The sequence below is a fragment of the Bradyrhizobium sp. 26S5 genome (assembly GCF_036923295.1).
In the GTDB taxonomy this organism is placed as follows: domain Bacteria; phylum Pseudomonadota; class Alphaproteobacteria; order Rhizobiales; family Xanthobacteraceae; genus Bradyrhizobium; species Bradyrhizobium septentrionale.
The window spans coordinates 1-26,327 of record NZ_CP145950.1 but is presented as its reverse complement, the minus strand read 5'-3'; the positions used below and the strand labels follow the sequence as shown (position 1 = coordinate 26,327).

The following is a 26,327-nucleotide window of genomic DNA, read 5'->3' as shown; positions in this document are numbered from 1 at the left end:
CGTCAGGTACTCGACAGCTTCCTCTCATAGCAAAAATTGTGGGGAAGAACATCCGAGTGGCCGACTGCCTGCGGCGCGGACGGTTCGGACCCACGGTGGTTTGTTGCTGGATCCAACGTTGAGAGCTCATTCTGTGCCGCGGATTTGGTCGCCGCGCTGCCGTCTCGATTGCCCCGCGCATGAGATCCAAACCGAGCTCTGATTCGCCTACATCTTCGAAAGTGAGAACGGATGGATTTCACCTCAACTAGCCGACTGCAGCAACAATCGAACAGCGCCGCCCAGCAAGAGACTGCACCGGTGCCCCCGTCGACAGACGCGGCGGCCTTTGAGCGGCAGCTAAGCGAGATCACCCGTCCAGGTGATGGTGTGCTGATGCAGGCCCCCCCCCATCAAGTCGCCGCATCGCCATCGGAGGCGCAGCCCATCATGCAGGCGAGCGGGCACGAATGCCCTCCAGCGTCGCAGGATGGAGGCGGCGGGCCAATGCCAGGCGCCTCGGCGCTGCAGCCTGGCCAGTCAGCAGAGGCTTACGGTACCCGCAGGCGTCCTCTTTATTCCCAAGATGCTGACCTTATTTTGGGGCTTGAGGAGGCCCTCATCAAAGGGGGGGCTGTCAAACGCACTGCCAAGGAGAATGTAGGTCATCTTCTTAGATTGGGCCGCTGGCTCTTTGAAAACAAAAAGCAGGCCATTGCTGCTCGGCTTAACGACGAGTCGTTGATAGTTGATGCGTGCGAGTTCTTCGGAAAGGGTAATCCCACGAGACTCCTTACGGCAATAGGTCATCTCCGGACCTCGCAGTCGACGGGCGGAATCGTGCCGATCGCAGACCGCGCTAAGCTGAATCCTTATCCCCAGGACGCGGCTCTCATCGAAGAGTACAAAAACGAAGCAACGACAGGTACCGTCAGTACCTATGCATTTACCCTTAGCAGTTTCAGTGACTACCTGCGTAAAAACAACAAGAAGGGCATTGCTGCTCGGCTTTCCGGCAAGGCGTTGGATGGAGATGTCGGAGACTATAAGAAGGACGTCGGTGGTAATAGGCGGATCGGTGCCGCACTGGCTCATCTCCGAAAATCGCGGGCCGGCGCTAAAGCGATGGAGCTCGAGCGCCATATTTCTCCCGGTCCTGATCCCGAACGCGCGGCCCTGATGGAGCCGAGGCGGGTCAGCGACGCCGCTGCGGAGCACCGCGCGTCGCAGGAAGCTGGCAGTTGGCCAGAGAAGCTTCCTGCAGAAGGCTACGATCAGGATTTGGTTTTGGGGCTGATGGACGAACCCGGTCCGTCGCACTCGGCGCTGCAGCCGGCTCAGTCAACTGGAGTTTTGAGAAGGCAGAGGAAGCAGCCACTTTATTCCGAGGATGGTCCCCTTATTTCGGGGCTTGAGAAGGCCCTCATCAAGAGCGGGGCCACCGAAATCAGCGCCAAGGCCAATGTATATTCTCTTCGCAGCTTTGGCCGCTGGCTTGTCGCAAATAACAAAGAGTCCATTGCTGCTCGGCTCGACGACGAGTCGTTGACCATTGATGCGCGCGAGTTCTTCGGAAAGGGTAATCCCACGAGACTCCTTAAGGCAATAGATCATCTCCGGACCTCGCAGTCGACGGGCGGAATCGTGCCGATCGCAGACCGCGCTAAGCTGAATCCGTATCCCAAGGACGCGGCTCTCATCAAAGAGTACAAAAACGAAGCAACGACAGGTACCGCCAGTACCTATGCAGTTGTTCTTAACAGTTTCAGTGACTACCTGCGTGAAAACAACAAGAAGGGCATTGCTGCTCGGCTTTCCGGCAAGGCGTTGGATGGAGATGTCGAGAGCTATAGGAAAGACGCCGCCGGGGGTAATCGGAATATCGGTGCCGCACTGACCCATCTCCGAAAATCGTCGGCCGGCGCTAAGGCGATGGAGCTCGAGCGCCATATTTCCCCCTTTCCTGATCCCGAAGACGCGGCCCTGACGGAGCCGAGGCGGGTCGGCGACGCCGCTGCGGAGCACCGCGCGTCGCAGGAAGCTGGCAGTTGGCCAGAGGAGCTGCTTCCTGCGGAAGCCCACGATCAGGATTTGCTTTGGGGGCTGATGGACGAACCCGGCCCGCCGTCCTCGGCGCTGCAGCCGGCTCGATCAACTGGGGTTCGCAGGAAGCAGCCTCTTTATTCCGAGGACGCTCCCCTTATTTCGGAGCTTGAGGAGGCCCTCATCAAGGGCGGGGCCGCTGAAGCCACCACCAAGGATTATGCAGGTTCTCTTCGCAGGTTTGGCCGCTGGCTCTTCGAAAATGACAAAAAGGGCATTGCTGCTCGGCTCGACGACGAGTCGTTGACCATTGATGCGCGCGAGTTCATCGGAAAGGGTGATCCCGCGAAACTCCTTGCGGCAATAGATCATCTCCGGACCTCGCAGTCGACGGGCGGGATCGTGCCGATCGCAGGCCGCGCTAAGCTGAATCCTTATCCCCAGGACGTGGCTCTCATCAAAGAGTACAAAAACAAAGCTGCGACAGGTACCGTACGTACCTATGCAGTTGTTCTTAACAGTTTCAGTGACTACCTGCGTGAAAATAACAAGAAGGGCATTTCTGCTCGGCTTTCCGGCAAGGCGTTGGATGGAGATGTCGAGAGCTATAGGAAGGACGCCGGGGGTAATCGGAATATCGGTGCCGCACTGGCTGATCTCCGAAAATCGCAGGCTGGCGCTAAAGCGATGGAGCGCGAGCGCCATATTTCCCCCGTTCCTGATCCCGAAGACGCGGCACTGATGGAGCCGATGCCCGTCGGCGGCGCCGCTGCGCAGCACAGCGCGTCGCAGGACGCGGGCAGTTGGCCAAAGGAGCTGCTTCCTGTAGAAGGCTACGATCAGGATTTGCTTTGGGAGCTGATGGACGAACCCGGCCCGTCGTCATCTCTTCTTGAGCCAGCCGCGCGCCATGACCAGTCATCGGATCCCGGAGAGTCCATTCGTCCCTTGAATTGGGGCTACGACCGCCAGCAGTTCCCGGACGAGCCGATCGGTGCACTTGCCAAGAGCAACCTCCTGCCAAGCAAGGAGGTCCTCATCAACGATGAGCATGACACAGCTGAATTGAGGCCAGCGAAGAGGCCGAGGACCCTAGACAATCTGCACGGCGTTGCCATTGAGCGGCAACTGAGCGAGATCGTCGCTTCAGGCGGTCGCCTGCTGACGTCGGCCCCCACCCATCAACTGGGTGCATCGCCATGGCAGGCGCAGCCGACGATGCAGGGGAGTGGGTACCAAGATGCCACGGCGCTGCAGCGAGCTGTCAGTCGGCCATTGGTCCTCCCGGAAGGTTATGATCAGGATCTGCGTTTGATGGTGGAAGACGGCCCACCGTGGCCCGGGGTTCCCCCGGAGCAGGCGCAGGACATAGTCCAAGCTGGACAGCAGGAACCTGCCTGGTCCGCCTCAACCTGGTCGCCGCAGATGCCGCTCAACTTTGATTGGAGTATGTGGCCGATGCTGGAAGCATCGCCAGCGCACTCTACCAGGGCTCCCTCAGACATCTACGCTGGTCTTGAGCCATTTCTTGCTCTGAATGCGCCGACACCGTCCGAGTTGCGCGACGATGCTCACTTTGCGCCAGCGCCGGCTGCCAGGGCTCGCTCAAGCACCTACGGCGGTCCTCCATTGGTTGATCTGACTGCGGCCACGCCGTCTGAATCACGCGACGATGTTAATTCTGTGCCGGCGTTTCCGAGCACCTCCTACGATGCTCAGATCGGGGCTTTAGGTCCGACAGCCTCGTCTCACGGCCGCGGGCTGGTGCTCGAGGACACGGAATGGCTGGGCGACGAGCATGTCCTGAGAGATTACCAGCTCCTGGCGCAAGAGTTGGGGGGGGACAATCCGAATCTCGCCGCCCGGACGCGGTTCGTGGATCCTCTCATAACCCTTGTTAGCCTGCGCTTGGGCACCGAGAGCGAAATGCTACGCGCATTCCAGCGCATCGTCCATGATCAGAATGGTGACGACACAGCCGACTTCCTGTTCCTGCCAGTGAACAATGCCCGTGCTACGAATCTCCCCGGCACCCATTGGTCGTTGCTGTTTGTTGATCGCCGCGACCGCGAAAGGCCGGTTGCCTATCGCTACGACTCCATGGGGGAATACAACAACACGCCCGCAGCAGAGCTCGCAGCAAGGCTGGGCGCCCGCCTGGAGTCACGCGGCATGACCCAGCAGCTGAACACTTATGATTGCGGCGTCTTCGTGGTGGACGGCACGCGGGCGCTGGTTAGGCAATTGGAGCAAGGACGAGCACCACACCTGCTGAACCTCAGCAGCCTCGTTGCCAATCGGCAGGCGCTGCAGAACCGACTCGGGGGCTGATGTCGTACGCATACGACGAAGCTTACGATTACCCACATTTTTGAGTCAGAGTGTCGCTCCCGTTGCGATATCGATGACTCGCGACAATCCGCGCCACATGATCAGATTCCCTGGTGGCGGATCGTTGGCACGGGCGAGGTAGCCGCCGAGCCTGGCGATCTTGATGAGATAATGCGACAATGTCTTTCGTTGTGCGCTGACTGGAATCTTGTCTTTGACGAGCCGATCAAGCAATTGGATTTCACCTTTGGTCAGCACAAACTCCGGTGAGGCATTTGGCGCTGAACGATTAAGCATCGTCATCCAAAAAATGCGCCAGCTCACAATGCAGAATACCGAGATCAGATTCGTCAGTCGCTGAGCGGTCCGCAGTTGCGAGACCTTCATCCCGGGTAACATTACTTCCTGAGGCAATACGTCTGGCCGACATTCCGCGCCTATGGCCATGGTCGCCGACAAGATCGTCGTGATCAGCCGCCGCGCCGGCGAGAGCGATGTCTGGACCTGGACCTCGTCCGGCGGCTCCGGATTCGAGATCGCCCGGGCCAGCGACGAGGACGCGGCACGTGTGGTGCGCGGCACCGAGATCGTCCTGCACCTGAAGGACGACGCGAAGAAATATCTCGAGACCTACGAGATCGAGCGCATCGTCGGTGCCTATTCCGACAACATCCTGTTTCCCATTGAGCTCGTGCCCGGTGAGGGCGAACCGCGCCAGATCAATTCGGCGAGCGCGCTGTGGCAGCGCTCGAAATCCGAGCTGACGGCGGAGGACTACAAGAAGGCCTATCAGCAGATCAACTCCGCCTTCGACGATCCCGCGATGACGCTGCACTACCGCGCCGAGGGCCGCTATTCCTACGCCGTGCTGCTGTTCGCGCCGTCGACGAAACCGTTCGACCTGTTCGAGCCGAACCGGAAGGGCCGGGTGAAGCTTTACGTCCGCCGCGTCTTCATCACCGATGATGCCGATCTGCTGCCGGGTTACCTCCGCTTCATCCGCGGCGTGGTCGACAGCGAGGATCTCCCGCTCAACATCTCCCGCGAGATGCTCCAGAACAATCCGCAGCTCGCACAGATCCGCAAAGCCGTGGCGACGCGTGTCGTGTCCGAGCTCGAAAGCCTCGCCGAGAAGGATCCGGAGAACTTTGCCAAGATCTGGGACGCCTTCGGCGCGGTGCTGAAGGAAGGCATCTATGAGGATTTCGAGCGTCGCGAAAAGCTGCTCGCGTTGTCGCGCTTCACCACCACGTCGGGCGAGAAGCGGTCGCTGAAGCAGGTCATCGCCGATTTCAAGCCGAACCAGACCGAGATCTATTATCTCGTCGGCGACAGCATCAAGCGGCTGAAGTCCAATCCGCGGCTGGAAGCTGCGACCGCGCGCGGCATCGAGGTGCTGCTGCTGTCCGATCCCGTCGACGCCTTCTGGACCTCGATGCCCTCGGAGTTCGAGGGCAAGCCGCTGAAGTCGCTGAGCCAGGGCGATCTCAATCTCGACCTGATCCCGCGTGTCGACGAGGCGGACGAGGCGAAAAAGGACGAGCCGGCCGCCGACGAAGCCGCCACCATCGCGGTGATCAAGGCCGCGCTCGGCGAGCGTGTCAGCGACGTCAAGGTCTCGACGCGCCTCACCAGCTCGGCCTCCTGCCTCGTTGCCGACAGCCAGGGGCCGAGCCGCGAGCTCGAGCGCATCCTGTCGCAGCAGAACCGCGGCATGCGGACCAAGCCGATCCTCGAGATCAACCTGCGCCATCCGCTGGTGACGGCGATCACCAGGGCCCAGGCTAGCTCAGAGGTCGTCGACGACCTCAGCCTGCTACTGCTCGAGCAGGCGCAGATCCTCGACAGCGTATAGCGCGACAATCAGGATGAGAGCGGCGCGTCAATCAAGATGAGACGAGGCGGCCGAGTCAGGAGATAATTGACGCTGGCCGCCTACTTGGCAAGCGTTGATTGACGCTGCGCGACAATCAAGCGGCGCTGCCAGCGTCAATCACAGTCTTGTCGAGTTCGTTGGGGGTCGTGTGAACAGGTGGCCGGCCTGGACCGCGCTTGCGATCGAGGGCAACTTTTCGACGGTAACTTTCGACGTTCATCTCGAGGATCGTGGCGTGGTGGACCAAACGATCGATGGCAGCCAACGTCATTGCCTGGTCCGGGAAGATACGCCCCCATTCGCCAAATGGCTGATTGGCCGTGATCAGCAGCGAGCGTCGTTCGTAGCGGGCGGCGATCAACTCGAACAGCACACTGGTTTCCGCCTGATCCTTGCTCACATATGTGATGTCGTCGAGGATCAGGAGGTCATAGCGATCGAGTTTGGCGATCGCGGACTCCAGCGCCAGCTCGCGCCGCGCGACCTGCAGCCGTTGCACCAGATCAGTGGTGCGCGCGAAGAGAACGCGCCAACCGTTCTCGACGAGAGCCAGGCCGATCGCCGTGCCGAGATGGGTCTTGCCGCCGCCCGGTGGACCGAACAAGAGCAAATTGGCGCCGGCCTTCAACCAGGCGTCGCCAGCGGCGAGCGCCATCGCCTGTGCCTTTGATAGCATCGGCACGCTTTCGAAGTCGAAGGTGGCGAGCGTCTTGCCGGCGGGCAAACGCGCTTCCACCATGTGTCGCTCGATCCGACGGCGGGTGCGATCGGCCGCCTCGTGCTCGGCAAGGGCGGCGAGGAAGCGGGCGGCAGGCCACCCTTCCTTGTCCGACTGTGCGGCGAGCTTCGGCCAGATCGCCTTGACGCCCGGCAGGCGGAGCTCATTGAGAAGCAGCTCGACACGGGCAGCATCGACGGAGGTAGCGATACCGGTCATGCTGCCTCTCCCAGGTTCGAGCGGCCCGACATGACGCTGACGGAGGCGAGTTCATCGTAGACGTCGAGCGGCGCCAGCTTGACGGCGACACGCGGGATCGAGGCCGCCTCGGGTCGGAAGCGGTCGCGCAGCGCGGCAAGATCGGGTAACTGTCCGGCGTCCAGATCCATCGCGATCACCTCGGCGAGTTCTGCTTCGCAGGCGCGCTCGTGAGCCAGCGCCAGAAGCTCGACCGTCACCTTGCAGGCGCGCCGGTCATCACCATGCTCCCGCAAGGTCTCGAACAGACGTTTGTAAGCTGCACGCGGGAAGAGTTGGTCGCGATAAACGAGATTGAGGAGCGCCATCGGCTTGCGCCGCAGGGCATGGATGACGTGCCGGTAATCCACAACATGACCGCCCTGGCTCTCGGACACAGGCCGACCGCGCCGCAGCGTCACGACCGGCGTGACGCCAAGGAAGCATTCGAGCCGGTCGTCGAAGATGCGCACACGCAGGCGATGGCCGATCAATCTTGAAGGCACGGTGTAGAATACGCGCCGCAGGATGAAGCCGCCTGACGACGTCACCGGGATCACTTTCTCCTCGAAGTCGGTCGTGCGGCCTTTTGGCAGCGGCGCCAAGGCCTCCTTCTCGAGCGCGATCGGCTTGGCGAGGTTGGCGTTGCGCCGGCCGACAATCTCGTCGACAAAAGCCCGGTACGCATCGAGACTGGCGAACTCGCGCGTCCCCCGCAGCAACAGCGCATCTTCCAGTGCCCGCTTGAGATGGCCGTGCGCGCTCTCGATCGAGCCGTTCTCATGTGCGATGCCCGCATTGTTGCGCGTTGGCGCCATGCCATAGTGGCCCATCAGCCCGGCGTAGCGCTGCGTCAGATCCCCCCGTGCGTCGGCGGCCAGATTGCGGAATGCTGCCGACAGGCTGTCGCTGCGATGCTCCCGCGGCACGCCGCCAAGCGCCCACAGCGCGTTCTGCAAGCCCTCCGCCAGGGCGACGAAGCTTTCGCCGCCGAGCACGACATGGACATGCTCGAAGCCGGAGAACGCCAACCGGAAGTGATAGAGCCGGTGATCGAGCGGCTCACCCGCGATGGTAATACCGAGCGCGCTCACGTCGGTGAAGTCGGACAGACCCAGGCGGCCGGGCTCGTGCTGCTGGCGGAAGATCACGTCCTGTTCGGGGCCGTTGAGCGCCCGCCAGGCGTTGATGCGCCGCTCCAGCGTGCGGCGGATGTTCGGGTTCAAGTCATGATGCCGTCGGCGCAGCTCGTCCAGCACGCCGATCACGCGGATGCCGGGCGCAGCCTTCAGGATCGGAACGATCTCGGCGTCCCAATACTGCCCGAGCGGATCGGACCGGCGCCGGCCCCTCGGCGTCTTCTTCTGCGATGGCGGGCGACAATCGCCCTCGATTCGATACGCGCTTGCCTTCGAGAACCCCGCCTTGGCCGCGGCGGCCTCGGGGGACAGTGTCAGTCGGTACGTCATGTACAGCCTCATCTGGTGGTCGGTGATGTGGAGGCCAGGCAAGGCATCGATTCCCTCTTGTCGAGACGAACCAACAGCTTGCACCAGCCGCACCCGGCCGCCAGACGGGTCCAAAAACGCGCGACGCCGATGGGGACGGTCCTCCGGTCGGGCTGCGCCCTCCCTTCGGTCCGTCCCCATCGGCGCAGTCTCACCTTGATTGTCGCTGGAGTCTCACCCTGATCGCCGCCGCGCAACAGCGAGTTGCCGGAAGACCCGGCTGCGTTCGCGGCGAGGTTGAACCAGCTGGTGCTGCAAGGACTCGGGTAACTCGCAATTCTCAGTGTGCCCAACGGCGCGGATCACCAATGGAGGAAGGTGCCACCCAGACAGTAGGTTTGATCTGGTAGCTGGCAAGCGGCTTGTCTGAGCAAAGGCCGCCGAGGGCGGTTGAGCATCCATTGGGCCGTAACGTGAGGAAAGCCTGAGCAGATATCGAAAGTGAAATTGCAGATGCCAACCCGCCTGAGATTCGGGGAAGGCAGCGTGGGACAGGTAGCAACCGACACGAGCACCTGTCTCGATCTGCCGGGGTGGGCACGGCACGCCGGAATGGTGATTCGGGGAATTGGGAAGGCCCGCAGGGGGCGGAGGTCGCGTCTTCAACGTCGCAATTGGCGGCTCGCCTACAACCTGATCCTCATCCCCAAACTGGTTGCAGCGTAGCCAACTTGGCGTCCAGACCACCAAAGCGCTTCAAACTCTCAAACAAATCATCCCAACAATGGCACCCGCGACAGAACAAACGCCCAATTCCTTGGATTTTTCAGTAAACTGCTAGGTCGCGCTTCCTGGCAGACGACGGGGTAGCGGCCGGCGAAGCGGTGGAGACCTGAGCGCCAATGCGGCCGTCATGCGGGCGGAGGCGCTCTCGCGCAAGCCCGGCTGCGTCGGCGCGATCGCGTTCAGCCGCAGCGGGGATCCGGCGACCGGCGAGTTCGGCGACGTGCCGGACGACCTGAGCGCTTTGTGAAGCCCGACTAACCCGGGAGCGAATGCTCAAGGAAGAAGCGCAGCATCTCCCTCGTCGCGTCCGGCCCGCGGGGATCGGTGTAGGAGCCGGCGGGACTGCCTCCCGACCAGGCGTGGCCGGCGCCGTGAACGTTCCAATGCTCGGAGATGGCCCGCCCTCTCGGATCGGTCAGGTTCGTGCGGGTGTAGGCGTGCCCATGGGGCACTCGTCCGTCGCTCACCTTCGCTTTCAAACCTGCCGCCTTGATGGACTGCTCGACAATCCGGTCGCCGTTGTTCGGATGCACCGTGGTGTCGCGATCGCCATGGAAAACGATGGTCGGCACTGGCGGTCCACCATCGGCAATTTCAGACCCGCCTCCCTGCCGCATGGCGACGAACGCGGAGGGAAGATCGCTTGCCGCCCCGCAGGCGAGGCCGGAATGGATCCCGACGGCCGCGTACAGATCGGCGTGGGTCGCTGCCATGATGGCGGCGAGCGCCCCGCCGGCCGACAGACCTGCGACGTAGACCCGCTTCGGATCGATCGGATAGTCCCGCATGACCTGGCGAGTGATGCCCGCGATCAGCGAAGGCTCCCCGCCGTCCCGGTGCTGGTCGCCCGTGCGAAACCAATTCCAGCATTTCGCCTGGTTGGCTCCGCTGGGCTGCTCCGGATAGACCACGAAGCAATTTCGCTCTTCCGCCAGGAAATTCATCCGGGTCCCGGCCGCGAAGTCGTCCGGCGACTGGGTGCAGCCGTGAAGCATGACGACCAGAGGAAGCGGCTTTTCTTGGGAGCGGCTTGGGACGAACAGCTTGTAATTCCGGCTTCCATTCGCGCTGCGGAAGGCGCCTGCGATGAATCTCGTGCCTTGGGGCGCGATATCCGTCGTGGCAGGCGGAGCGCGGGTCATCGGACCACGCAGGTTGAGTCCGGGGAAGTCTTTCAAGCGATCGAAGCTTTGCAAAGGAGCGGGAGAAACCCGGGTGGTTCGTCGGCTTTCCTTCTCCTCGACGATGCTGGCCTTCACGTCGATGGTCGGCGGCTCGAGCCGAGCTGGCGAGACACGAGCATGGGACGGTTCTGGCGACTCGCCGCGGAGCATGCGCTGCAGGAGCGCGGTGGCCTCGACCAGTTGGCCCGTAAGCGTGAGGCGCGTGGCCTCGGAAATCAAGTTCTGGCTCAGCATCGCATTCACCTTGTTCTGTCGGAGAGGGCGGCCTTGACCGCGGGAGTGGCGTGAAGGGCACCGAGCACCGAGACCGAAGCAATGGTGGCGCCGGCCAGCTCGGGGGTGACGTCCTGGGCGATGGTCGCGAGACCCAGCACGTTGATGTGCAGCATCTCACCGGCGCGCCGCGCCGCTTCGAGATCCTCGCGGCTGTAGTTCCGCACGCCCAAGTCCAAGCCCTTTCGGACCGTCGACTGCTTCACGACGTCCGCGTGGCGTTCGAGCTGGTTGCGGATGGCCGTCCGGATGAAATCCGTGCGGTTCGAATAGAACCCTTCCTGCACCATCAGATCGACCTGACCCAGATCGACATAGCCAAGGTTGATCGTGATCTTCTCTGTATCGGGGATCCGAGGTCGCAGCTCGCGCACATTGTCGACCATGAAAGCATCCATTTTCACCATCCATCGGGATGGCGTAGGGATTTTATGTGGATGTTCAGGAGCTGTTTTCAAGGGGGCAGCGAAAAATCGGTTAGACGCTGGCAGTTCGTCGGCCGGCCTCGTCTCGCGCCGACGTTCAGCGTTTGGCGCCGCGAACGCCGCAGCCGAGTTCCCGGCGGCGGCAGAAATCAATCCGCGGTACGCGCTTTCATACTCGCGCGCCATTCGGTCCGCGGAGAAGCGCTCCTCGAAGCGGGCGCGATGGCGTCCTGGTCCACCCCCGGATCTTCCACGATCAACCCGCGCGGGGTCGGCTACGCGAAGCGTGCCGCCGCTTGGCTTATGCCGGCGCGGTGATCGCGACCGGGGCCGGTCCTTCGAGGAGCCATCGAGCGGGAATTCCCCCGCTCCGGATGGAGCCTCAAGACAATGTCCTATCTCAGCCTCGCACAAAAACCACGCCTTCAACCTTGCCCGCACCCTGATGGTCCCGGTCACGCTCTTCCAGGTCGACGGCGAATACGGCGTCATGCCCAGCGACGAGATCGACGAAGGTAACGGCCTCGACATCATCCACGAATATAATCCGCACGATGAACGGCCGGCTCACTGAGCCGGCTTCGCTTTCGCGGAGGCTCTGTTCCGTGGGTGCCGCCACCCAACCGGTGGGAGCCTACCGCGTCTGCGCAGACAGCGATCTGGTTACGTCGCCGCCTTCTTTCCTTTCGGATGATATCCGCGATTGCGCTTCTGGCGCAGCAGGTCGAGGAACAGCCTGACCGCTTCGTCCTCGCGCGCGAAGCTGTGCTTCATCATCTGACCTTGTGCGCCGATCCGTCCCCAGCGGCGTGTCAGGCAGATGTCGCCGAAGAGCGTCGGTTCGATGGCCATGGCGTAGAACCGGGCCATGTTCTTCGAGGCGTCGGTGCGTTCGATATAGAGCTGGTAGGGCTGCGCGATCATGACGACAGAATCCCGCATCGGAGAATCCGCGTCCAATGAGTTTTTTGAATCGATCAGGGGCATATTGATTCATTTTTGCGAAGGGTGGCTTTTGGGGGCGGGCAGCTCTGGCGAGCGGACGGCTCTATGCGCCAAGCGCACCGAACCCGCGATGCGGTTTCGTCCTCCGGTGACGATCCTCCCGCGGTAGGTGGCACGGTCGAGAAAACCGATGATCGTAGCGTGTGCGGCGGGATGCCGCGATCAATCGAGGGCGCACCAATCGCGTCGCGGCTCGTTCCAGCGCCGGGCGAGACCTTCCTCGACGAGCGTCGCGCCAAGCGAACGATCCGCGCGCGTGACCGTGCGCAGCTTGCGCCCGTACCGGTCAGTGTCGCGCCAGCCCGAGACTAGCGTGAAGCTGCCGGCGTTTAGTAGGACCAGCAACCGATCGCGGGCGATTTCGCCAGCCTGCCTCTCGTCGCGGCAATGCGGCGTGAAGATTTCCGGGGCGCCGATATCGGCGATCCTGATCTTATCACCCCTGAACCAGAATGTGTCACCGTCGACGACGCAGTTCACGCGGATCGGCCCATCGCAAAGCGTGAAACGGGCCCTCAGCGTATCGCTCCGCAGAGGCGGCGGGATGACCAAAGTGGTGGTCTCGTATCGCTCCGGCATATCCGGCGAATGCCGCGAGGGGACACCGATGGCGATCGCCAGGATCGCAATGATCGCCATTGGCTCCCACAACAAGAAAGCGCAGCGCCGTCATGCTTTTTCTTCCGGTTGGAATCGGTTGTGACCGACGCAAGCCTTCATATCGTCGCGCCGGAACCAGATGGCGCGGCCGCACCGCAATGGTGCGTTGCCGGCGGTGAACACGATCTGCTCGTCGGCGCGCATGCGCAGCACTTCGTGCGGCTGGATCAGCGGCCGCGAGGCCAGCTGCTTCGAGCGCGTCCGCGACGAACCGGACGCCTGCGAGGAGCGGCTGACCTGGTCGATCTCGACCGTGGTCATGCCGCAGCGCTTTGAGATGTAGTCGGCGGTTTCCGGGTCGTTCACGGCCGCGAAGGCGATCCAGCTCGCGCTCTCGAACCATTTGCTTGCCGCGTCGCGGCCGCCATAGGTTTCGCGCATCTGACCGATCGACTGGAACAACAGGAGGAGCGTGATGCCGTATTTGCGGCCGGCGTCGCGGGCGGTCTCCAGGATGCGCATGAAGCCGAGGCGTGCCACCTCGTCGAGCAGGAACAAAGCCCGTCCCGTCACCGCGCCGTTGCGGTTGTAGATCGCGTTCATGAAGGAGCCGATGATGACGCGGGCGAGTCCGGCATAGGTCTCCAGCGTCTTCAGGTCGAGATTGATGAACACGTCGGTCTGGCCGCCGGCGAGATCGTCGCTGACGAAGGTCGAGCCGGACACGAGCGCGGCATAGTTCGGATAGGAAAGCCAGTGGGTTTCCTTGACGGCGTTGGCGTAGACGCCGCTGAACGTCTCCGGCGTCATGTTGACGAAGACGGCAACGTTCTCCTTCACGAAGCCCGATTCCGAATTGTCGTAGATCGCCTGCAGACGAGCGCGCAGCTTGGGCTCCGGTTCGGACAGATTGGCGCGGACCTGGCGAAGCGTCTGGTTCTTGTCTTCCGTATGCCCTGACAGGCAGACATCGGCGATCAGCGCGGTCAGAAGCTGCAGCGCCGAGGCGCGGAAGAAATCGTCGCGCACACCGCGGGCGCCGCCGCTGTCGCTCATGATCCATGAGGCGACGGCGGCGATGTCTTCCTCCTTCGTGCCGCCGAAACGACCGATCCAGTCGAGAGCATTGAAGCCGGTTCGCGGCAGGTTCGTCGCTTCCTGGGCTGCTTCTGGCGGACGACCTTGCGCGGTTCGCTGTCCCGCATGTGGATCGAGCACATGCACGGTGCGCCCCGCCGCGCGCCGATGGGCGATCACCATTGGCGCGACTTCGTTGGACGGGTCGAGGACCACGAGCGCGCCGCCCCATTTGAGTGCGGTCGGAACCGTCACCGACGTCGTCTTGAAGCCGCCGGAACCGGCGAAGACAATGCCGTGCGACGAGCCGAAAGAGGCGTCAAAACAGAGCAGCGGCGGGCGGCCGCCGAACCCCCAGCTCTGGCGATCCGTGGTGCGAAACGGCTGAGCTGCCGCGCTGTCCCTATCGACGCGGTAACGCTCGCCGACGACGATGCCGCCAGCGTTGCCGAAGAGCCGTGCGGCTTCTGGCATCGACATCCAGTCCGCGTCGCCGTGCAGCGCGCGACGGCCGCGAACGCGCTTCGGGTCTGGCGCCGCAAAGGCGGCATTGCCCTTCACGGCGACGCGGAGCGCGAAGATGCCGCCCATCAGCACAACGCTGGCTGCGACCATGGTCGCCGGGTCGATCTGGGCCACCGCTGATCGGCCAGGGACGATGGTCTCGGGAGCCCCGGACAGGCGCATCGCTTCGCGCGCGAGGGCGATGGAAATCGCCGATACGCATCCTGCGACGACGCTCCACGCCGCCGCGCGGATACTCGCGGAGCCGGCGGTGGCGAACAGGAAGATGACGCCGATCCCTGCTGCCGCGATATAGGGCATCGCCAGCCCGGCGCGGGCGAACAGGAGACGCTGCGCCTCCGTCTTGCCGAGGCCGGCAAGCCCATGCCCGATTCCGGTCAACCCGAAGATCGCGCCGAGCATCAGGGCCATCGGCACGATCAGCAGAAGGAGCCTATTCGCCGTCACGGCCGAACGCCTCCGCCCCGATCGCGGCAAGCCGTGCTCGCTCGGCTTCGTCGGTTCTCAGCCGGCGACCGAGTTCGATCAGCGCGCCGAGCAGGACCGCGCGCTTCTCGTAGCGCAGCCCCGCCTTTGCGATCAGGCCACCGAGCTCGATCTTCTCGCGCGTGTCCTTCTTGCGGGCCTCGGAGGATGACGCCTGGCGCATGCGCTCATACCTCGCCAGCGCCATTCGCATGCGCGCCAGACGCGACCTTCGCGGCAGGAGCGCTCGGATCGCCTCCGGCCTCGGCTCCCTTCCTTCCGGTCGCCTTCCCTGCCTTCCCGCGAAACCGGCCGGCGAGATCCTCGAACGTGGCCAGAAGCTCGCCTTCCTCGATCTCGATCTCACCGAGTCCGGCCCTGAGCGCGATGCGCCCGATCCGCTCGGCCTCGCGTGTCTCTGCGGCCTTCAACTGTTCCTGGAGGCGAGTGATTTCTTCGCGGATCTTCGACGACGGTTTCTTCATTTTCGGTTGAGCCTCCGTGCTGGGCAGTGTTGCGGGACTGCGCGGAGGATTTCGGAAGTCGCTGGCCCGAGCGACTAATAAAAAAGCTAGTCGGCAAAGCCGACGCCGCTTGAGATCATCCCGGCCGCTCGATGAGAGCGGTCCAAGGGCGCAGTAATACGTCGCATCCGCGACGTCCTGTTTTCCCGCCTGCCGGGGTGTCCCACCCTGGCGTGGCCCTGCCGCCGCCCCCGACGAGCATCTGTGTTCCGCCCTCGTCCGGGAGATCGCGCCGCCTTGGCCATCACGCATTTCACGCCCCAGCTCATTTCGCGCGGTTCCGGCCGCAGCGCCGTGCTGTCGGCCGCGTACCGGCACTGCGCGCGCATGGAGCATCAGGCGGAGGGGCGGACCGTCGACTATTCCACCAAGCGGGGCCTGCGGCATGAGGAATTCCTGTTGCCGCCGGATGGCCCACAATGGGCGCGTGAGCTGATCGCCGACCGCTCGGTCGCCGGCGCCGCCGAGGCGTTCTGGAACGCAATCGAGGCTTTCGAGAAACGCTCCGATGCGCAGCTCGCGAAGGAATTCATCATCGCCCTGCCGGTCGAACTCACCGTCGACCAGAACATCGCCCTGGTGCGGGAGTTCGTCGCAACCCAGGTCCTCGCGCGCGGACAGGTCGCCGACTGGGTTTTCCATGACGAGCCCGGCAATCCGCACATCCATCTGATGACCACTCTTCGCCCTCTCGGCGACAACGGATTTGGGCCGAAGAAGGTGCCGGTCATCGGTGATGATGGCGCACCCCTGCGCAACGATTTCGGCAAGATCGTTTACCGGCTTTGGTCGGGAGAGAAGGCCGAGTTCCTCGAGCAACGCGAAGGCTGGCTCGACCTTCAGAACAAGCATCTGGCGCTCGCCGGCCTCGAGATCCGCGTCGATGGCCGCTCCTATGCCGAGCGCGGCATCGATCTTGCCCCGACGACGCATATCGGCGTGTCGACCAAGGCGATCGACCGGAAAGGAAAGAAGGCGGGCTGGTCCCCGAAGCTCGAGCGTATCGCGCTCCACGAAGAACGAAAGGCCGACAACCGTGAGCGGATGCTGCGGCGTCCTGAGATCGTGCTCGATCTCGTCACGCGCGAGCTGAGCGTCTTCACCGAGCGTGCAGGGTGGTGCACCGCTATGTCGACGATGCCGGAACTTTCCAGCATCTGATGGCGCGTATCCTCCAGAACCCGGATGTGCTGCGGCTGGAGGGCGAGCGCATCGCGCTTGAGACCGGAATCCGCGAGCCCGCCAAATACACGACGCGCGAGCTCATCAGGCTCGAAGCCGAGATGGCGCATCGCGCCGTCTGGCTTGCCGGCCGATCCTCGCATGGCGTCCGGGAGAAAGTGCTGGCGGCGGCCTTCGAGCGTCATGACCGTCTGTCGGAAGAGCAGCGCGTCGCGATCGCGCATGTCGCCGGTGAGGGGCGGATCGCGGCTGTGGTCGGGCGCGCCGGCGCCGGCAAGACCACCATGATGAAGGCGGCGCGCGAAGTGTGGGAAGCGGCCGGCTATCGTGTGGTCGGCGGCGCGCTTGCCGGCAAGGCGTCCGAGGGATTGGAGAAGGAAGCAGGCATCGCCTCGCGCACGCTGGCCTCGTGGGAGCTTGCCTGGTCGAACGGGCGCGAGCAACTCGACGACAAGACCATCTTTGTCCTCGACGAGGCCGGCATGGTGTCGTCGCGGCAGATGGCGCTGTTCGTCGAAGCGGTTGTGAAGACCGGCGCTAAACTGGTGCTCGTCGGCGACCCCGATCAGCTTCAACCGATCGAGGCCGGTGCTGCGTTCCGCGCCATCGTGGCGCGCACCGGCTATGCCGAACTCAAAACCATCTATCGCCAGCGCGCGCAATGGATGCGCGATGCCTCGCTCGATCTCGCGCGGGGCCGCGTTGCCGAGGCGCTGCAGGCCTATGGCGCGAACGGCAAGCTGGAAGCGCGCAAGTTCAAGGCGCAAGCCGTCACGGCGCTGATCGAGGACTGGAACCGCGACTACGATCCGGCGAAATCCATCCTGATCCTCGCCCATCTCCGGCGCGATGTCCGCGCCCTCAACAACATGGCGCGGGCGAAGCTGATCGAGCGCGGCCTCGTCGAGGATGGTCAGGCGTTCTGCACTGAGGACGGCCAGCGCAAGTTCTCGGCCGGCGACCAGATCGTCTTCCTGAAGAACGAGGGGTCGCTCGGCGTCAAGAACGGCATGATCGCGCGTGTCATCGAGGCGCGGTCGGGCTGGTTCGCGGCGATAATCGGCGAGGGCGAACGCCAGCGCCGCGTCGAGGTCGACCAGCGCTTCTATGCGAACGTCGACCATGGTTATGCCACCACGATCCACAAGAGCCAGGGCGCGACCGTCGACCGGGTGAAGGTGCTCGCCACGCTCTCGCTCGACCGGCATCTTGCCTATGTCGCGCTGACCCGCCATCGCGAGAATGTCGCTCTCTATTACGGGGCGATTTCCTTCGGAAAGGCCGGCGGGCTCACCAAGATCCTGTCGCAGAGCCGGGCGAAAGAAACCACCCTCGACTATGAGCGCGGCCCTTCCTATCGCGCCGCGCTGCGCTTTGCCGAAGCGCGCGGTCTCCATCTCATGCGTGTCGCCCGCACCCTCGTCGCCGACAAGGTTCGTTGGACCGTCCGGCAGAGCTCGAGGCTCGCCGATCTCGGAGCGCGGCTCCTCGCGCTCGGCGCCCGGCTTGGCCTCGGCGCAGCTCGGAAACAGACGATTCCCAACGGCACAAAGGAGGCAAAGCCGATGGTCGCCGGCATCACCACATTCGCCAAATCGATCGACCAGGTTGTCGAGGACAAGCTCGCCGCCGATCCCGCCTTGAAGAAGCAATGGGAGGAGATCTCGACCCGCTTCCGCTTCGTCTTCGCCGATCCCGAAGCCTCGTTCCGCAAGGTCGATATCGACAGCATGCTGAAGGACAAGGCGACTGCGCAATCCACCCTGTCGAAACTCGCGGAGAAGCCCGACAGCTTCGGTGCGCTGAAGGGCAAAACCGGCCTTCTGGCCAGCCGTGCCGACAAGCAGGACAGGCAGCGGGCGGACCTCAACGTGCCGGCGCTCGCCCGTGATCTTGAGCGGTTCTTGCGGCTGCGCTCGGAGGCGGAACATCGCTACGAGGCGGAGGAGCGCGCCGCCCGGCTGAAGGTCGCTGTCGACATTCCGGCGCTGTCGCCGTCGGCGAAGCAGACACTCGAGCGCATCCGCGACGCCATCGATCGGAACGACCTGCCCTCTGCCCTGGAGTTCGCGCTCGAGGACAAGATGATCGAGGCGGAGCTGGAAGGTTTTGCGCGTGCCGTGTCCGAGCGGTTCGGCGAGCGCGCCTTCGTCGGCCTCTCGGCCAAGGATGCCGACGGCAAGGTTTTCGAGGCGATTTCCGGCGGGACGAACGCCGCGCAGAAGGAGGAGCTCAAAGCCGCCTGGCCCGATCTGAGAACCGCGCAGCAGCTCGCGGCTCAGCAGCGAACCGCGGAGGCGCAGAAAGAAGCCGACATCCTTCGGCAGGCGCGGCGTCCGGGGTTGTCGCTGTGATGACCTCGACCGCCGAGCGGCGATCGGAGCCGTCAGGGTCGGATGCCGCGACCAGAAGGAAAGGCTGTGTTCAGCGTCGGCGAGCATCCGCGATCATGGCGGCCGGCGGCGTGGCGATGATTGCGATCGCCGGCATCGCCTGGCTCGGCGGCTTGCGCCTCAACCTGACGCCAAGCGAGCCGCTCGGGCTGTGGCGGATCGTGCCGATCGATCGGCAAGTCGTCGCCGGCGATCTCGTGTTCGTCTGTCCGCCGCCTGGGCCGGTTTCCGTCTTCGGCCTCGAGCGCGGATACTTTCGGCGGGGGCCATGCTCCGGCGGCGCCGCGCCGCTCATCAAGACTGTCGGTGCGCTCTCGGGTGCGCGCATCGACATCGGCGCCGTGGTCATGATCGACGGCGTGCTTCTGCCCCGATTGCGCCTCAGCCCCGTCGACGGTCAGGGACGACCGCTTCCGCCTTGGGCTGGGGGCGTCGTTCCGCCCGGCAATTTCTTCCTTCACTCCACTTTCGCAGGTTCCTATGACTCGAGGTATTTTGGGCCGGTTCCGGAGGCCGGTCTCCTCGGTCTGGCGCGGCCAGTCCTCACTTTCGATCCCTGATCGCCGGCGCGCGCTCCTTCTCGCCGTCGCGGCGGTCCTCGTCGGCTGGATCGGTTGGAGCGGGGATGTCCTCGCATTGCCGCTCGCGATGCTGTTTCCAGCGCTCTGGGCGTGGTCGCAGGATCGTGCCGCGTCGGTGGCGATGGGATATTTCCTGGCGGCTTCGCGTGGCTTGCGCCAGGGCGTTGCGCCTTCTTCGGCGCGTCGGTCTGGGCCGGCATTTTGCTGTGGGGCGCCGCGTCCGTCTGCTTCGTCGCGGTCCATGCCGTCCTATGGAGTCCCCGGCCGGGAAGCCAAAAGGCGTTCTGCTATCTGATCGCGGCCGTGCTGATGGCGGTTCCGCCCTTCGGCATCGTCGGATGGGCGCATCCGATCAGGGCGGCCGGCGTGTTGTTTCCCGGATGGGGATGGTGGGGGCTTGCGGCGACCGCAACTGGCCTGCTCGTCATGACGACGAAGGCTTGGCCGGTGGCCGCCATTGCCCTGGCCGATGCTTGGGCCCGGCTGTTCGGTCTTCCCCGCGGTCACCGTCTTCAACCTCTGAACAGGAATTCGCCCATGGCCGTTGATGCCGATCTCATCCAGAAATGTGCCGATCCCACCCTGAAACCCGCCATCGTCGAGAAATTCTTGCATGCCGCGGGAGCGCCCGATCCGCTTGCCGTGTTGGTACGCAGCGGCGATCGCATCATCCTGCTGCCGCCGGTCAAAACCCCGGAGGAGGCGCTCGAACTCGCCCGCAGCCATATCGGTCGAGCCGTCGTGCGCGTCGGCATCACGCAGTATCCGGCCGGTCTCGGCGTGAAGGATCCATCGGAGATGTCGCCGGATCTGTTCGACGCTTGCAAGAACATCCGCGCGGGCACGGCCCTCTTCGGCAAGGTCTGGCGAATCGTCTGGAAATGGTATGGCAATCCGACCGACGATAGCGTCATGTCACAGATGTTCGACGACGCGGTCGAGGCCTGGACGCGCGGGCAATTTGAGGGGACGGCGGTGTTTACCGCTCCCGATCCTGGCGGACCGAAGCCGCCGGAGCCGAAGCGGGAGGAAGCGTCTCAGCCGGCTGCGGCGGCACCATCACCGTCACCGCAGGAGCCGGCGCCCGGCGATCCCCACAAATCGGGCATCCGTATTGATCTGTCCGGCATCGGCGGGCGCGCTCCGTGAATGCAGTAGGACTCTGCGTATCCAGCGGAGACTATGCTGCCGCGATGTCTGTCAGGCTGAAATCATTGCCCTTGAACAAGAGCGGCTCGCCGGTGGCCTTCGCCAGAGCGTAGGAAAAGTAATCGTCATAGTTCAGGCCGGCTCTGTGCCGCCCTTTCCCGAAATCGAGGAAGGCCTGTCGGGCAAGTTCGCCGTGCTCGACCGTCACCGGCTCGACCGTGATGCCGGCTCGGCGGAAGAAGGCCTCGGCCTGCCGCATTCCTTCCGGGCCGAGCTGGTTCTCGATCACCATCGACAGCCCGACATGGTTCGCCACGCTGATGCGGCAGGCGTCGGCATCGTGAATGAGACGGGCGAAGGCTTCCGCTTCAGGTTCGCGGTAGAGGATCGCCACCATGGCCGAGGTGTCGATGATCATTTCGGCAGAGCGGCCTGGCGCTCGCAATTGTGCCGGGCGCGCCGTCGCGGTCGGAAGCCCTTGTTGGCCTCGATCATGCCGGCCGCGACCCATCGCAAGGCCATACCGGCATCCCGCCAGCGTTTGATGTTGCGCGTGACGCGGCGAATGGTGCCCATCATGTTCTCGGCGATGTTGGTACAGGCGAGCGATCGACGAAGCTCCTTCGGCAACTTCAACCGGACGACAGTCAGGATTTCGTCGAGGCCTTCAAGGATGCTCGCCGCTACACCGGGCCATTGCTGGTCGAGTCGACGCGCGAGATTGCGGATCAATTTTTCAGCCTTGTCGGCGTCATCGAGCTCCCAGGCCTGGCGCAGCACCCGACGGGTGGCCGCATGATGCTCTTTCGGCAGGCGTTCCATGATGTTGCGCGCCTTGTGGATCTGGCAGCGCTGGATCGCAGCGGCCGAACCGAAGGTGCGGCGGATCGCCTTCGACAACGCCTTCGCGCCGTCGGCGATGAACAGTGTTGGCACCGTCGGGTCGAGCCCGCGCGAGACCAGGTTGTCCAGCAGGGCTTGAACCGTGGCGGCATTCTCGGTCGCCCCTTCCACCAGCGCCAGCGGATGTTTGTTGCCTTCGCCGTCAACTCCGATCGCGGCGACCAGCATGAGATCGTCGCCGAGATGCAGCCCGTCGATTTGGATCACCAGAAGGTCGAGCGCGGACAGATCGGCAGCCATGAAGTCAGCCAGCCGCGCCGCCGACAGCGCTACGAACCTCCGCGAGGCCGCCGACTTCGAAACCCCGATCCGGGCGGTACCGGCACGTCACCTTCGGGCAGCCGGACGGCGCGGCCGAACCGGCGCGTCGACACATTGATCAGCATCAGGTTCATCGCCCCGCGACCGAGCCAATCCTCCTGCGCCGCCGTTTCCCAGCTCGGGATCGTGACCTCGCCGCCATCCACGCCCCGGACCCGCGGGCGCTCGACCTCGATCTTGCCGCCGTGGAAGCCGATCCGTCCCCGCGTTCGGCCCCAACGGTGCGCCGGCCGCGCCGCGTCGCGATCGTGGCGCGGCCCGCAGGCCGCCACAACATCCGCCTCCATCATCGTGCCGAGCGCCTCGATCCCTGCCGCAAGGCAGAACCGATCGAAGCTCGCCCGCACTTCCGCAAACGCTTCGTCCACCGCCCCGGTCGCCGGCCAACCAGCCGGTGTGATATCTCTCGTCATGGCGTTGCTCTCCTTTGTGGAATCAGCACCCCGAGCCTACCGGCTCAAGGTGGGCAACGCCGACCTCTTCAGAAATTCAACAGAACCCGGGACATCCCCCGAGCAGCTCATCCGGTCATCGCCAGACGAAGGCAGCTAGTACCTCGTCACAGTGATTATGACTCTTTGGAAGAGGCGGGATAGGCGCCTGCCATTTTGGCGCGAGCCTTGTCTGTTGTGAACATCCATTTGATGCGGGAGCGGGCGGCATTTCGTTGTCGTTCCCAGGCGGTGATTTCGCGGCCCAGTCGCTTGGAGTCGTCGATCCTGCGATCCAGGCACTGGCCTCGCAGGACGCCGATTTCGATCTCGACCATGTTGAGCCAACTTGCGTGCTTTGGGGTGTAGTGGAACTCGAGCCGTCGCAAAATCCGCCTGGCTTCGGCGGGCGGGAACGCCTGATAGAGGGCGCCGGCGGAGTGGGTCGATAAATGGTCCTGGACGACCCGGATGATCTCGGCGTCGGGATAATGGATGTCGACGAGATCACGCATGCATTGGGCGTAATCTCGTGCCGCTCGCCGCTCGGTGACCTTGACCTTGCGCCAGGGACGATGCACGTCGAAGAGAACGAAGAGATTGACCGTGCCATTGCGACGATACTCATAATCGTAACGTTCGAGGTGGCCGGGCTTGGCCGGAATGGGCTGACGCACCTCGCCGATGAGTTGCACCGGGCTTTCGTCGAAGCACACCACTGGCCGTCTGGAGTCGGGCACCTCGGCATAGAGGTCGAGCACATCCTCCATGCGGGCGACGTATTCGCCGCCGACCTGCGGAATGCACCACATGTCTTTGCGCCAGGGCTTGAGGCCATTCTCGGCCAGGCGCCGCCGAACCGTCTCGTGCGACAGGCTCTTGTGTTCGGTGAGCTTGACCATCGCAGCCGCCAGCAGCTTTAGCGTCCAGCGGGCACGGCCCTTTGGGGGACTGGCGCAGGCTGTCGCCACCAGCAAGGCTTCTTCCTTGCCGTGAGTGTCATTCGGCCTGCAATATTGACCCCCTAAGCCGGGGGATCGGCGTCCAAAATTGACCCCCTACAGATTGGTCTGTTGCGCTGCCTGCTTTGGAACGAAGCAGGTGGTGGGGGATGCTGATCGTGGAGACGATTGCCCGGATCCGGCGCGAGCACTTCATCAAGGGCAAGACAATCAAGGAGATCGCCCGTGACCTGAAGGTGTCGCGGAACACGGTCCGGAAGGTGCTGAGGTCGGGAGAGACCTCCTTCGAGTACGAGCGGCAGGTGCAGCCGCGGCCAAAGCTGGGACGATGGGCAGTAGAGCTTGACGGATTGCTGGCGGCGAACGCGGCCAAATCGGCTCGTGAACAGCTGACGTTGATCCGGATCTTCGAAGAGCTGCGCGGCCGCGGCTATGACGGCGGTTACGATGCGGTGCGGCGTTACGCCAGGCGGTGGAGCAAAGAACGCGGGCAATCGACCGCGGCCGCTTATGTCCCGCTGAGCTTTGCCCCAGGCGAAGCCTATCAGTTCGACTGGAGCCACGAGGTGGTCTTGCTGAGCGGCACCACGGTAATGGTGAAGGCCGCCCATGTCCGGCTCTGCCACAGCCGCATGCTGTTCGTGCGGGCCTATCCGCGGGAGACGCAGGAGATGGTGTTCGACGCCCACGACCGGGCGTTCGCCCTGTTCAAAGGTACCTGCACCCGCGGCATCTACGACAACATGAAGACTGCCGTAGAGACGATCTTCGTCGGTAAAGGGCGTCTCTACAATCGCCGCTTCCTGCAGATGTGCAGCCACTATCTGGTCGATCCGGTCGCCTGCACGCCAGCGTCGGGCTGGGAGAAGGGGCAGGTCGAGAACCAGGTCGGGCTGGTCAGGGAACGCTTCTTCACGCCGCGGCTGCGGTTCAAAAACCTCGACGAGTTAAACGCCTGGCTGCTCGACAAATGCATCGCCTACGCCAAGGCTCATCGCCATCCGGAGCTGGTCGATCAGACGATCTGGGAAGTGTTCGAAGCCGAACGCCCCAAACTCGTTCCCTATGCCGGCCGCTTCGACGGCTTCCATGCGGTGACGGCATCGGTCTCGAAGACCTGCCTGGTGCGCTTCGACAACAACAAGTACTCGGTCGCAGCCAGCGCAGTCGGACGACCGGTCGAGGTTCAAGCCTATGCCGATCGCATCGTGATCCGTCAGGATGGATGCATCGTTGCCGAGCACCCGCGATCCTTTGGCCGCGGCGATACCGTCTACGACCCCTGGCATTATGTGCCGGTGCTCGCCCGCAAACCCGGCGCCTTGCGCAACGGTGCTCCCTTCAAAGACTGGGTGCTGCCGGCCGCGATCGAGCGGATCCGGCGCAAGCTTGCCAGCACCGACGATGGCAATCGGCAGATGGTCGACATCCTCAACGCGGTGCTGACTGACGGTCTGCCCGCGGTGGAAGCGGCCTGTGCCGAAGCGCTCGGTCATGGCGTCCATTCCGCCGATGTCGTGCTCAATATCCTGGCCCGTCAACGTGAACCCGCCCCACCGGCCAACATCATGACGCCGGCCGCACTGACGCTCCGTCATGCACCGATCGCCGATTGTGCCCGCTACGACAACCTCCGGAGGACCATCTGATGGAACGAACCCAAATCTTCGACCTCATGGGCGAACTGAAGCTCTACGGCATGAAGGCCGCCTTCGACGAGATCATGGCAACCGCCGTCAAGCGCCAGCACGAACCTCAGCGCATTGTCGGCGACCTGCTCAACGCCGAGATCAACGAGAAGCAAGCAAGGTCGATCAAATACCAGCTCACCATTGCCAAGCTGCCGCTTGCCAAGGACATCGCCGACTTCCAGTTCGACGGCACGCCGATCAATCAGACGCTCGTCAATGATCTCGCTGGCGGCGGCTTCATCGCCCAACAACGCAACGTCGTGCTGGTTGGCGGAACCGGCACAGGCAAGACCCACCTGGCCATTGCCATCGCCAGAAGCTGCATCCGATCCGGTGCCCGCGGCCGCTTCTTCAACGTAGTCGACCTCGTCAATCGCCTCGAGACCGAGACCCGCAACGGACGGCAAGGACGGCTCGCCGAGCATCTGACCCGGATGGACTTCATCGTGCTGGATGAACTCGGCTATTTGCCCTTCGCCCAGTCCGGTGGACAGCTTCTCTTCCACCTCGTCAGCCGGCTCTATGAGCGGGCCTCCATCATCGTGACCACCAATCTCGCCTTCGGCGAATGGCCGAGCGTGTTCGGCGACGCCAAAATGACCACCGCGCTGCTCGACCGATTGACCCATCACTGCGACATCGTCGAGACCGGCAACGACAGCTGGCGATTCAAGAGCCGAGACGACGATCACGCCACCCGCGCTCGTCTCGCCTCCGCTATCCCGGCCAGCTCCGACGAGACGAGCGCTACCAGCAAACCCCGCCGCACGAAGGGGTCAAAATTGGACGCCGATGAGGGGTCAAATTTGCAGGCCGATTGACATGCTGGTGTCGCAAGACGCCAGAAGGCGCTGCACTTGGTCAGAGTTTGCCGCCGTTTTGCGCGCGTTGCGCCTATCTTGAACCACTCGTGATCTTTGTCCGGCTTTTCGATCGCAAGGACGATCAGGCGCTCCTCGCCGGGCAGCAGCGGTTTGCACTCTTCGACGGAGGGCAATGGCAAAGGATGCTCGTTGACGCCACCGGCGTGCAACATGTGATCGCCGCCGAAAGCCGGGTCGGGCCCTGGTGCGCGCGCGTCTCCCTTAACCGCACGCGCGGGCGGTGCGGCCGTGTTTGGCGACGCGGACGGAGTCCATGCGGACACCCGCAGCGGCTCCAAGGCCTTTGTCACCGAAGGAACGCCGGCCGTCACGTGATGGGGAACAACCCGTGGCC

The 26,327-nt window shown here is 63.7% G+C and carries 16 protein-coding genes and 6 pseudogenes; 8 read left to right on the top strand and 14 right to left on the bottom strand.

What is annotated here, in order from left to right; genetic code table 11:
* Nucleotides 1–231: 231 nt before the first annotated feature.
* Entirely contained in the window at nucleotides 232–4,353 is a 4,122-nt protein-coding gene (locus V5279_RS46515; protein ID WP_338702369.1) for a Ulp1 family isopeptidase, read from the top strand.
* A 45-nt stretch (nucleotides 4,354–4,398) separates the two neighbouring features.
* Here the strand turns inward: V5279_RS46515 and V5279_RS46510 are convergent, their stop codons facing one another.
* Nucleotides 4,399–4,740, bottom strand: coding sequence for an IS4 family transposase (locus V5279_RS46510; RefSeq protein WP_224581103.1), 342 nt, complete (start codon nucleotides 4,738–4,740; stop codon nucleotides 4,399–4,401).
* 58 nt (nucleotides 4,741–4,798) lie between these two features.
* Between V5279_RS46510 and htpG the strand changes: the two are divergent.
* Nucleotides 4,799–6,199 (top strand): annotated as a pseudogene (htpG, locus tag V5279_RS46505) (molecular chaperone HtpG); the annotation flags it as partial.
* A gap of 124 nt (nucleotides 6,200–6,323) precedes the next feature.
* On the opposite strand, the gene istB (V5279_RS46500) reads toward htpG, so the two are convergent.
* Together istB (V5279_RS46500) and istA (V5279_RS46495) are read right to left on the bottom strand one after the other, a co-directional pair.
* On the bottom strand, nucleotides 6,324–7,166 hold the full coding sequence (gene istB, locus V5279_RS46500) for an IS21-like element helper ATPase IstB (protein WP_176535476.1): 843 nt from the start codon (nucleotides 7,164–7,166) through the stop codon (nucleotides 6,324–6,326).
* Nucleotides 7,163–8,695 (bottom strand): IS21 family transposase, encoded by a 1,533-nt coding sequence (istA, locus tag V5279_RS46495; protein ID WP_422389058.1) that lies wholly within the window; start codon nucleotides 8,693–8,695, stop codon nucleotides 7,163–7,165. The genes istB (V5279_RS46500) and istA (V5279_RS46495) overlap by 4 nt, the downstream gene beginning before the upstream one ends.
* A 788-nt stretch (nucleotides 8,696–9,483) precedes the next feature.
* Here istA (V5279_RS46495) and V5279_RS46490 point away from each other — a divergent pair.
* Nucleotides 9,484–9,665 (top strand): annotated as a pseudogene (locus tag V5279_RS46490) (hypothetical protein).
* Nucleotides 9,666–9,672: 7 nt separating this feature from the next.
* Here the strand turns inward: V5279_RS46490 and V5279_RS46485 are convergent.
* From V5279_RS46485 to traC, 8 genes are all read right to left on the bottom strand, one after another.
* Entirely contained in the window at nucleotides 9,673–10,836 is a 1,164-nt protein-coding gene (locus V5279_RS46485) for a PHB depolymerase family esterase (protein ID WP_338702366.1), read from the bottom strand.
* 5 nt (nucleotides 10,837–10,841) lie between these two features.
* Nucleotides 10,842–11,261 carry a CopG family transcriptional regulator gene (locus V5279_RS46480; protein ID WP_029084654.1) on the bottom strand — a complete coding sequence of 140 codons (420 nt, stop codon included), beginning with the start codon at nucleotides 11,259–11,261 and terminating at the stop codon, nucleotides 10,842–10,844.
* A gap of 439 nt (nucleotides 11,262–11,700) precedes the next feature.
* Nucleotides 11,701–11,838 (bottom strand): hypothetical protein, encoded by a 138-nt coding sequence (locus tag V5279_RS46475; RefSeq protein ID WP_166107071.1) that lies wholly within the window; start codon nucleotides 11,836–11,838, stop codon nucleotides 11,701–11,703.
* 125 nt (nucleotides 11,839–11,963) lie between these two features.
* The gene (locus tag V5279_RS46470; protein WP_029084652.1) at nucleotides 11,964–12,224 is read right to left on the bottom strand and encodes a WGR domain-containing protein; all 261 of its coding nucleotides are present in this window, start codon (nucleotides 12,222–12,224) and stop codon (nucleotides 11,964–11,966) included.
* Nucleotides 12,225–12,467: 243 nt separating this feature from the next.
* Entirely contained in the window at nucleotides 12,468–12,884 is a 417-nt protein-coding gene (locus tag V5279_RS46465) for a thermonuclease family protein (protein ID WP_224581113.1), read from the bottom strand.
* A gap of 90 nt (nucleotides 12,885–12,974) precedes the next feature.
* Nucleotides 12,975–14,954, bottom strand: a complete 1,980-nt coding sequence (traG, locus tag V5279_RS46460) for a Ti-type conjugative transfer system protein TraG (protein WP_338702362.1) — start codon at nucleotides 14,952–14,954, stop codon at nucleotides 12,975–12,977.
* Complete coding sequence (traD, locus tag V5279_RS46455) at nucleotides 14,941–15,156, bottom strand: type IV conjugative transfer system coupling protein TraD (RefSeq protein ID WP_035681106.1); 216 nt, start codon at nucleotides 15,154–15,156, stop codon at nucleotides 14,941–14,943. The genes traG and traD overlap by 14 nt, the downstream gene beginning before the upstream one ends.
* 4 nt (nucleotides 15,157–15,160) lie before the next feature.
* A complete protein-coding gene (gene traC / locus V5279_RS46450) occupies nucleotides 15,161–15,457 on the bottom strand; it encodes a conjugal transfer protein TraC (RefSeq protein ID WP_166107075.1) in 297 nt (98 codons plus the stop codon).
* A 276-nt stretch (nucleotides 15,458–15,733) separates the two neighbouring features.
* On the opposite strand from traC, the pseudogene traA reads away from it, so the two are divergent.
* The 3 genes and pseudogenes from traA to V5279_RS46435 all read left to right on the top strand — a co-directional run bounded on the left by traA (nucleotide 15,734) and on the right by V5279_RS46435 (nucleotide 20,801).
* Nucleotides 15,734–19,032: pseudogene (gene traA, locus V5279_RS46445) on the top strand (Ti-type conjugative transfer relaxase TraA).
* A 95-nt stretch (nucleotides 19,033–19,127) separates the two neighbouring features.
* Nucleotides 19,128–19,631 carry a conjugative transfer signal peptidase TraF gene (gene traF / locus V5279_RS46440; RefSeq protein ID WP_234633915.1) on the top strand — a complete coding sequence of 168 codons (504 nt, stop codon included), beginning with the start codon at nucleotides 19,128–19,130 and terminating at the stop codon, nucleotides 19,629–19,631.
* Between the two features lie 222 nt (nucleotides 19,632–19,853).
* Entirely contained in the window at nucleotides 19,854–20,801 is a 948-nt protein-coding gene (locus tag V5279_RS46435; RefSeq protein WP_338702352.1) for a TraH family protein, read from the top strand.
* 31 nt (nucleotides 20,802–20,832) lie between these two features.
* Here the strand turns inward: V5279_RS46435 and V5279_RS46430 are convergent, their stop codons facing one another.
* The 3 genes and pseudogenes from V5279_RS46430 to V5279_RS46420 all read right to left on the bottom strand — a co-directional run.
* A complete protein-coding gene (locus V5279_RS46430; RefSeq protein ID WP_166107305.1) occupies nucleotides 20,833–21,219 on the bottom strand; it encodes a type II toxin-antitoxin system VapC family toxin in 387 nt (128 codons plus the stop codon).
* Nucleotides 21,216–22,438, bottom strand: a pseudogene (locus V5279_RS46425) (IS256 family transposase). Before V5279_RS46425 ends, V5279_RS46430 begins: the two are co-directional and overlap by 4 nt.
* A 155-nt stretch (nucleotides 22,439–22,593) precedes the next feature.
* Nucleotides 22,594–23,454, bottom strand: a pseudogene (locus tag V5279_RS46420) (IS630 family transposase); the annotation flags it as partial.
* 113 nt (nucleotides 23,455–23,567) lie between these two features.
* Between V5279_RS46420 and istA (V5279_RS46415) the strand changes: the two are divergent.
* Together istA (V5279_RS46415) and istB (V5279_RS46410) are read left to right on the top strand one after the other, a co-directional pair.
* Nucleotides 23,568–25,058: pseudogene (gene istA / locus V5279_RS46415) on the top strand (IS21 family transposase); the annotation flags it as partial.
* Nucleotides 25,059–25,066: 8 nt separating this feature from the next.
* Complete coding sequence (gene istB / locus V5279_RS46410; RefSeq protein WP_338687724.1) at nucleotides 25,067–25,930, top strand: IS21-like element helper ATPase IstB; 864 nt, start codon at nucleotides 25,067–25,069, stop codon at nucleotides 25,928–25,930.
* Nucleotides 25,931–26,327: the final 397 nt, after the last annotated feature.

Bases quoted from the DNA above. Each gene is read 5' to 3' on its own strand.
- V5279_RS46515 (WP_338702369.1), top strand. From the start codon at position 232: ATGGATTTCACCTCAACTAGCCGACTGCAGCAACAATCGAACAGCGCC.
- V5279_RS46510 (WP_224581103.1), bottom strand. From the start codon at position 4,740: ATGAAGGTCTCGCAACTGCGGACCGCTCAGCGACTGACGAATCTGATC.
- istB (WP_176535476.1), bottom strand. From the start codon at position 7,166: ATGACCGGTATCGCTACCTCCGTCGATGCTGCCCGTGTCGAGCTGCTT.
- V5279_RS46485 (WP_338702366.1), bottom strand. From the start codon at position 10,836: ATGCTGAGCCAGAACTTGATTTCCGAGGCCACGCGCCTCACGCTTACG.
- V5279_RS46480 (WP_029084654.1), bottom strand. From the start codon at position 11,261: ATGGTCGACAATGTGCGCGAGCTGCGACCTCGGATCCCCGATACAGAG.
- V5279_RS46470 (WP_029084652.1), bottom strand. From the start codon at position 12,224: ATGATCGCGCAGCCCTACCAGCTCTATATCGAACGCACCGACGCCTCG.
- V5279_RS46465 (WP_224581113.1), bottom strand. From the start codon at position 12,884: ATGCCGGAGCGATACGAGACCACCACTTTGGTCATCCCGCCGCCTCTG.
- traD (WP_035681106.1), bottom strand. From the start codon at position 15,156: ATGCGCCAGGCGTCATCCTCCGAGGCCCGCAAGAAGGACACGCGCGAG.
- traC (WP_166107075.1), bottom strand. From the start codon at position 15,457: ATGAAGAAACCGTCGTCGAAGATCCGCGAAGAAATCACTCGCCTCCAG.
- traF (WP_234633915.1), top strand. From the start codon at position 19,128: ATGGCGGCCGGCGGCGTGGCGATGATTGCGATCGCCGGCATCGCCTGG.
- V5279_RS46430 (WP_166107305.1), bottom strand. From the start codon at position 21,219: ATGATCATCGACACCTCGGCCATGGTGGCGATCCTCTACCGCGAACCT.
- istB (WP_338687724.1), top strand. From the start codon at position 25,067: ATGGAACGAACCCAAATCTTCGACCTCATGGGCGAACTGAAGCTCTAC.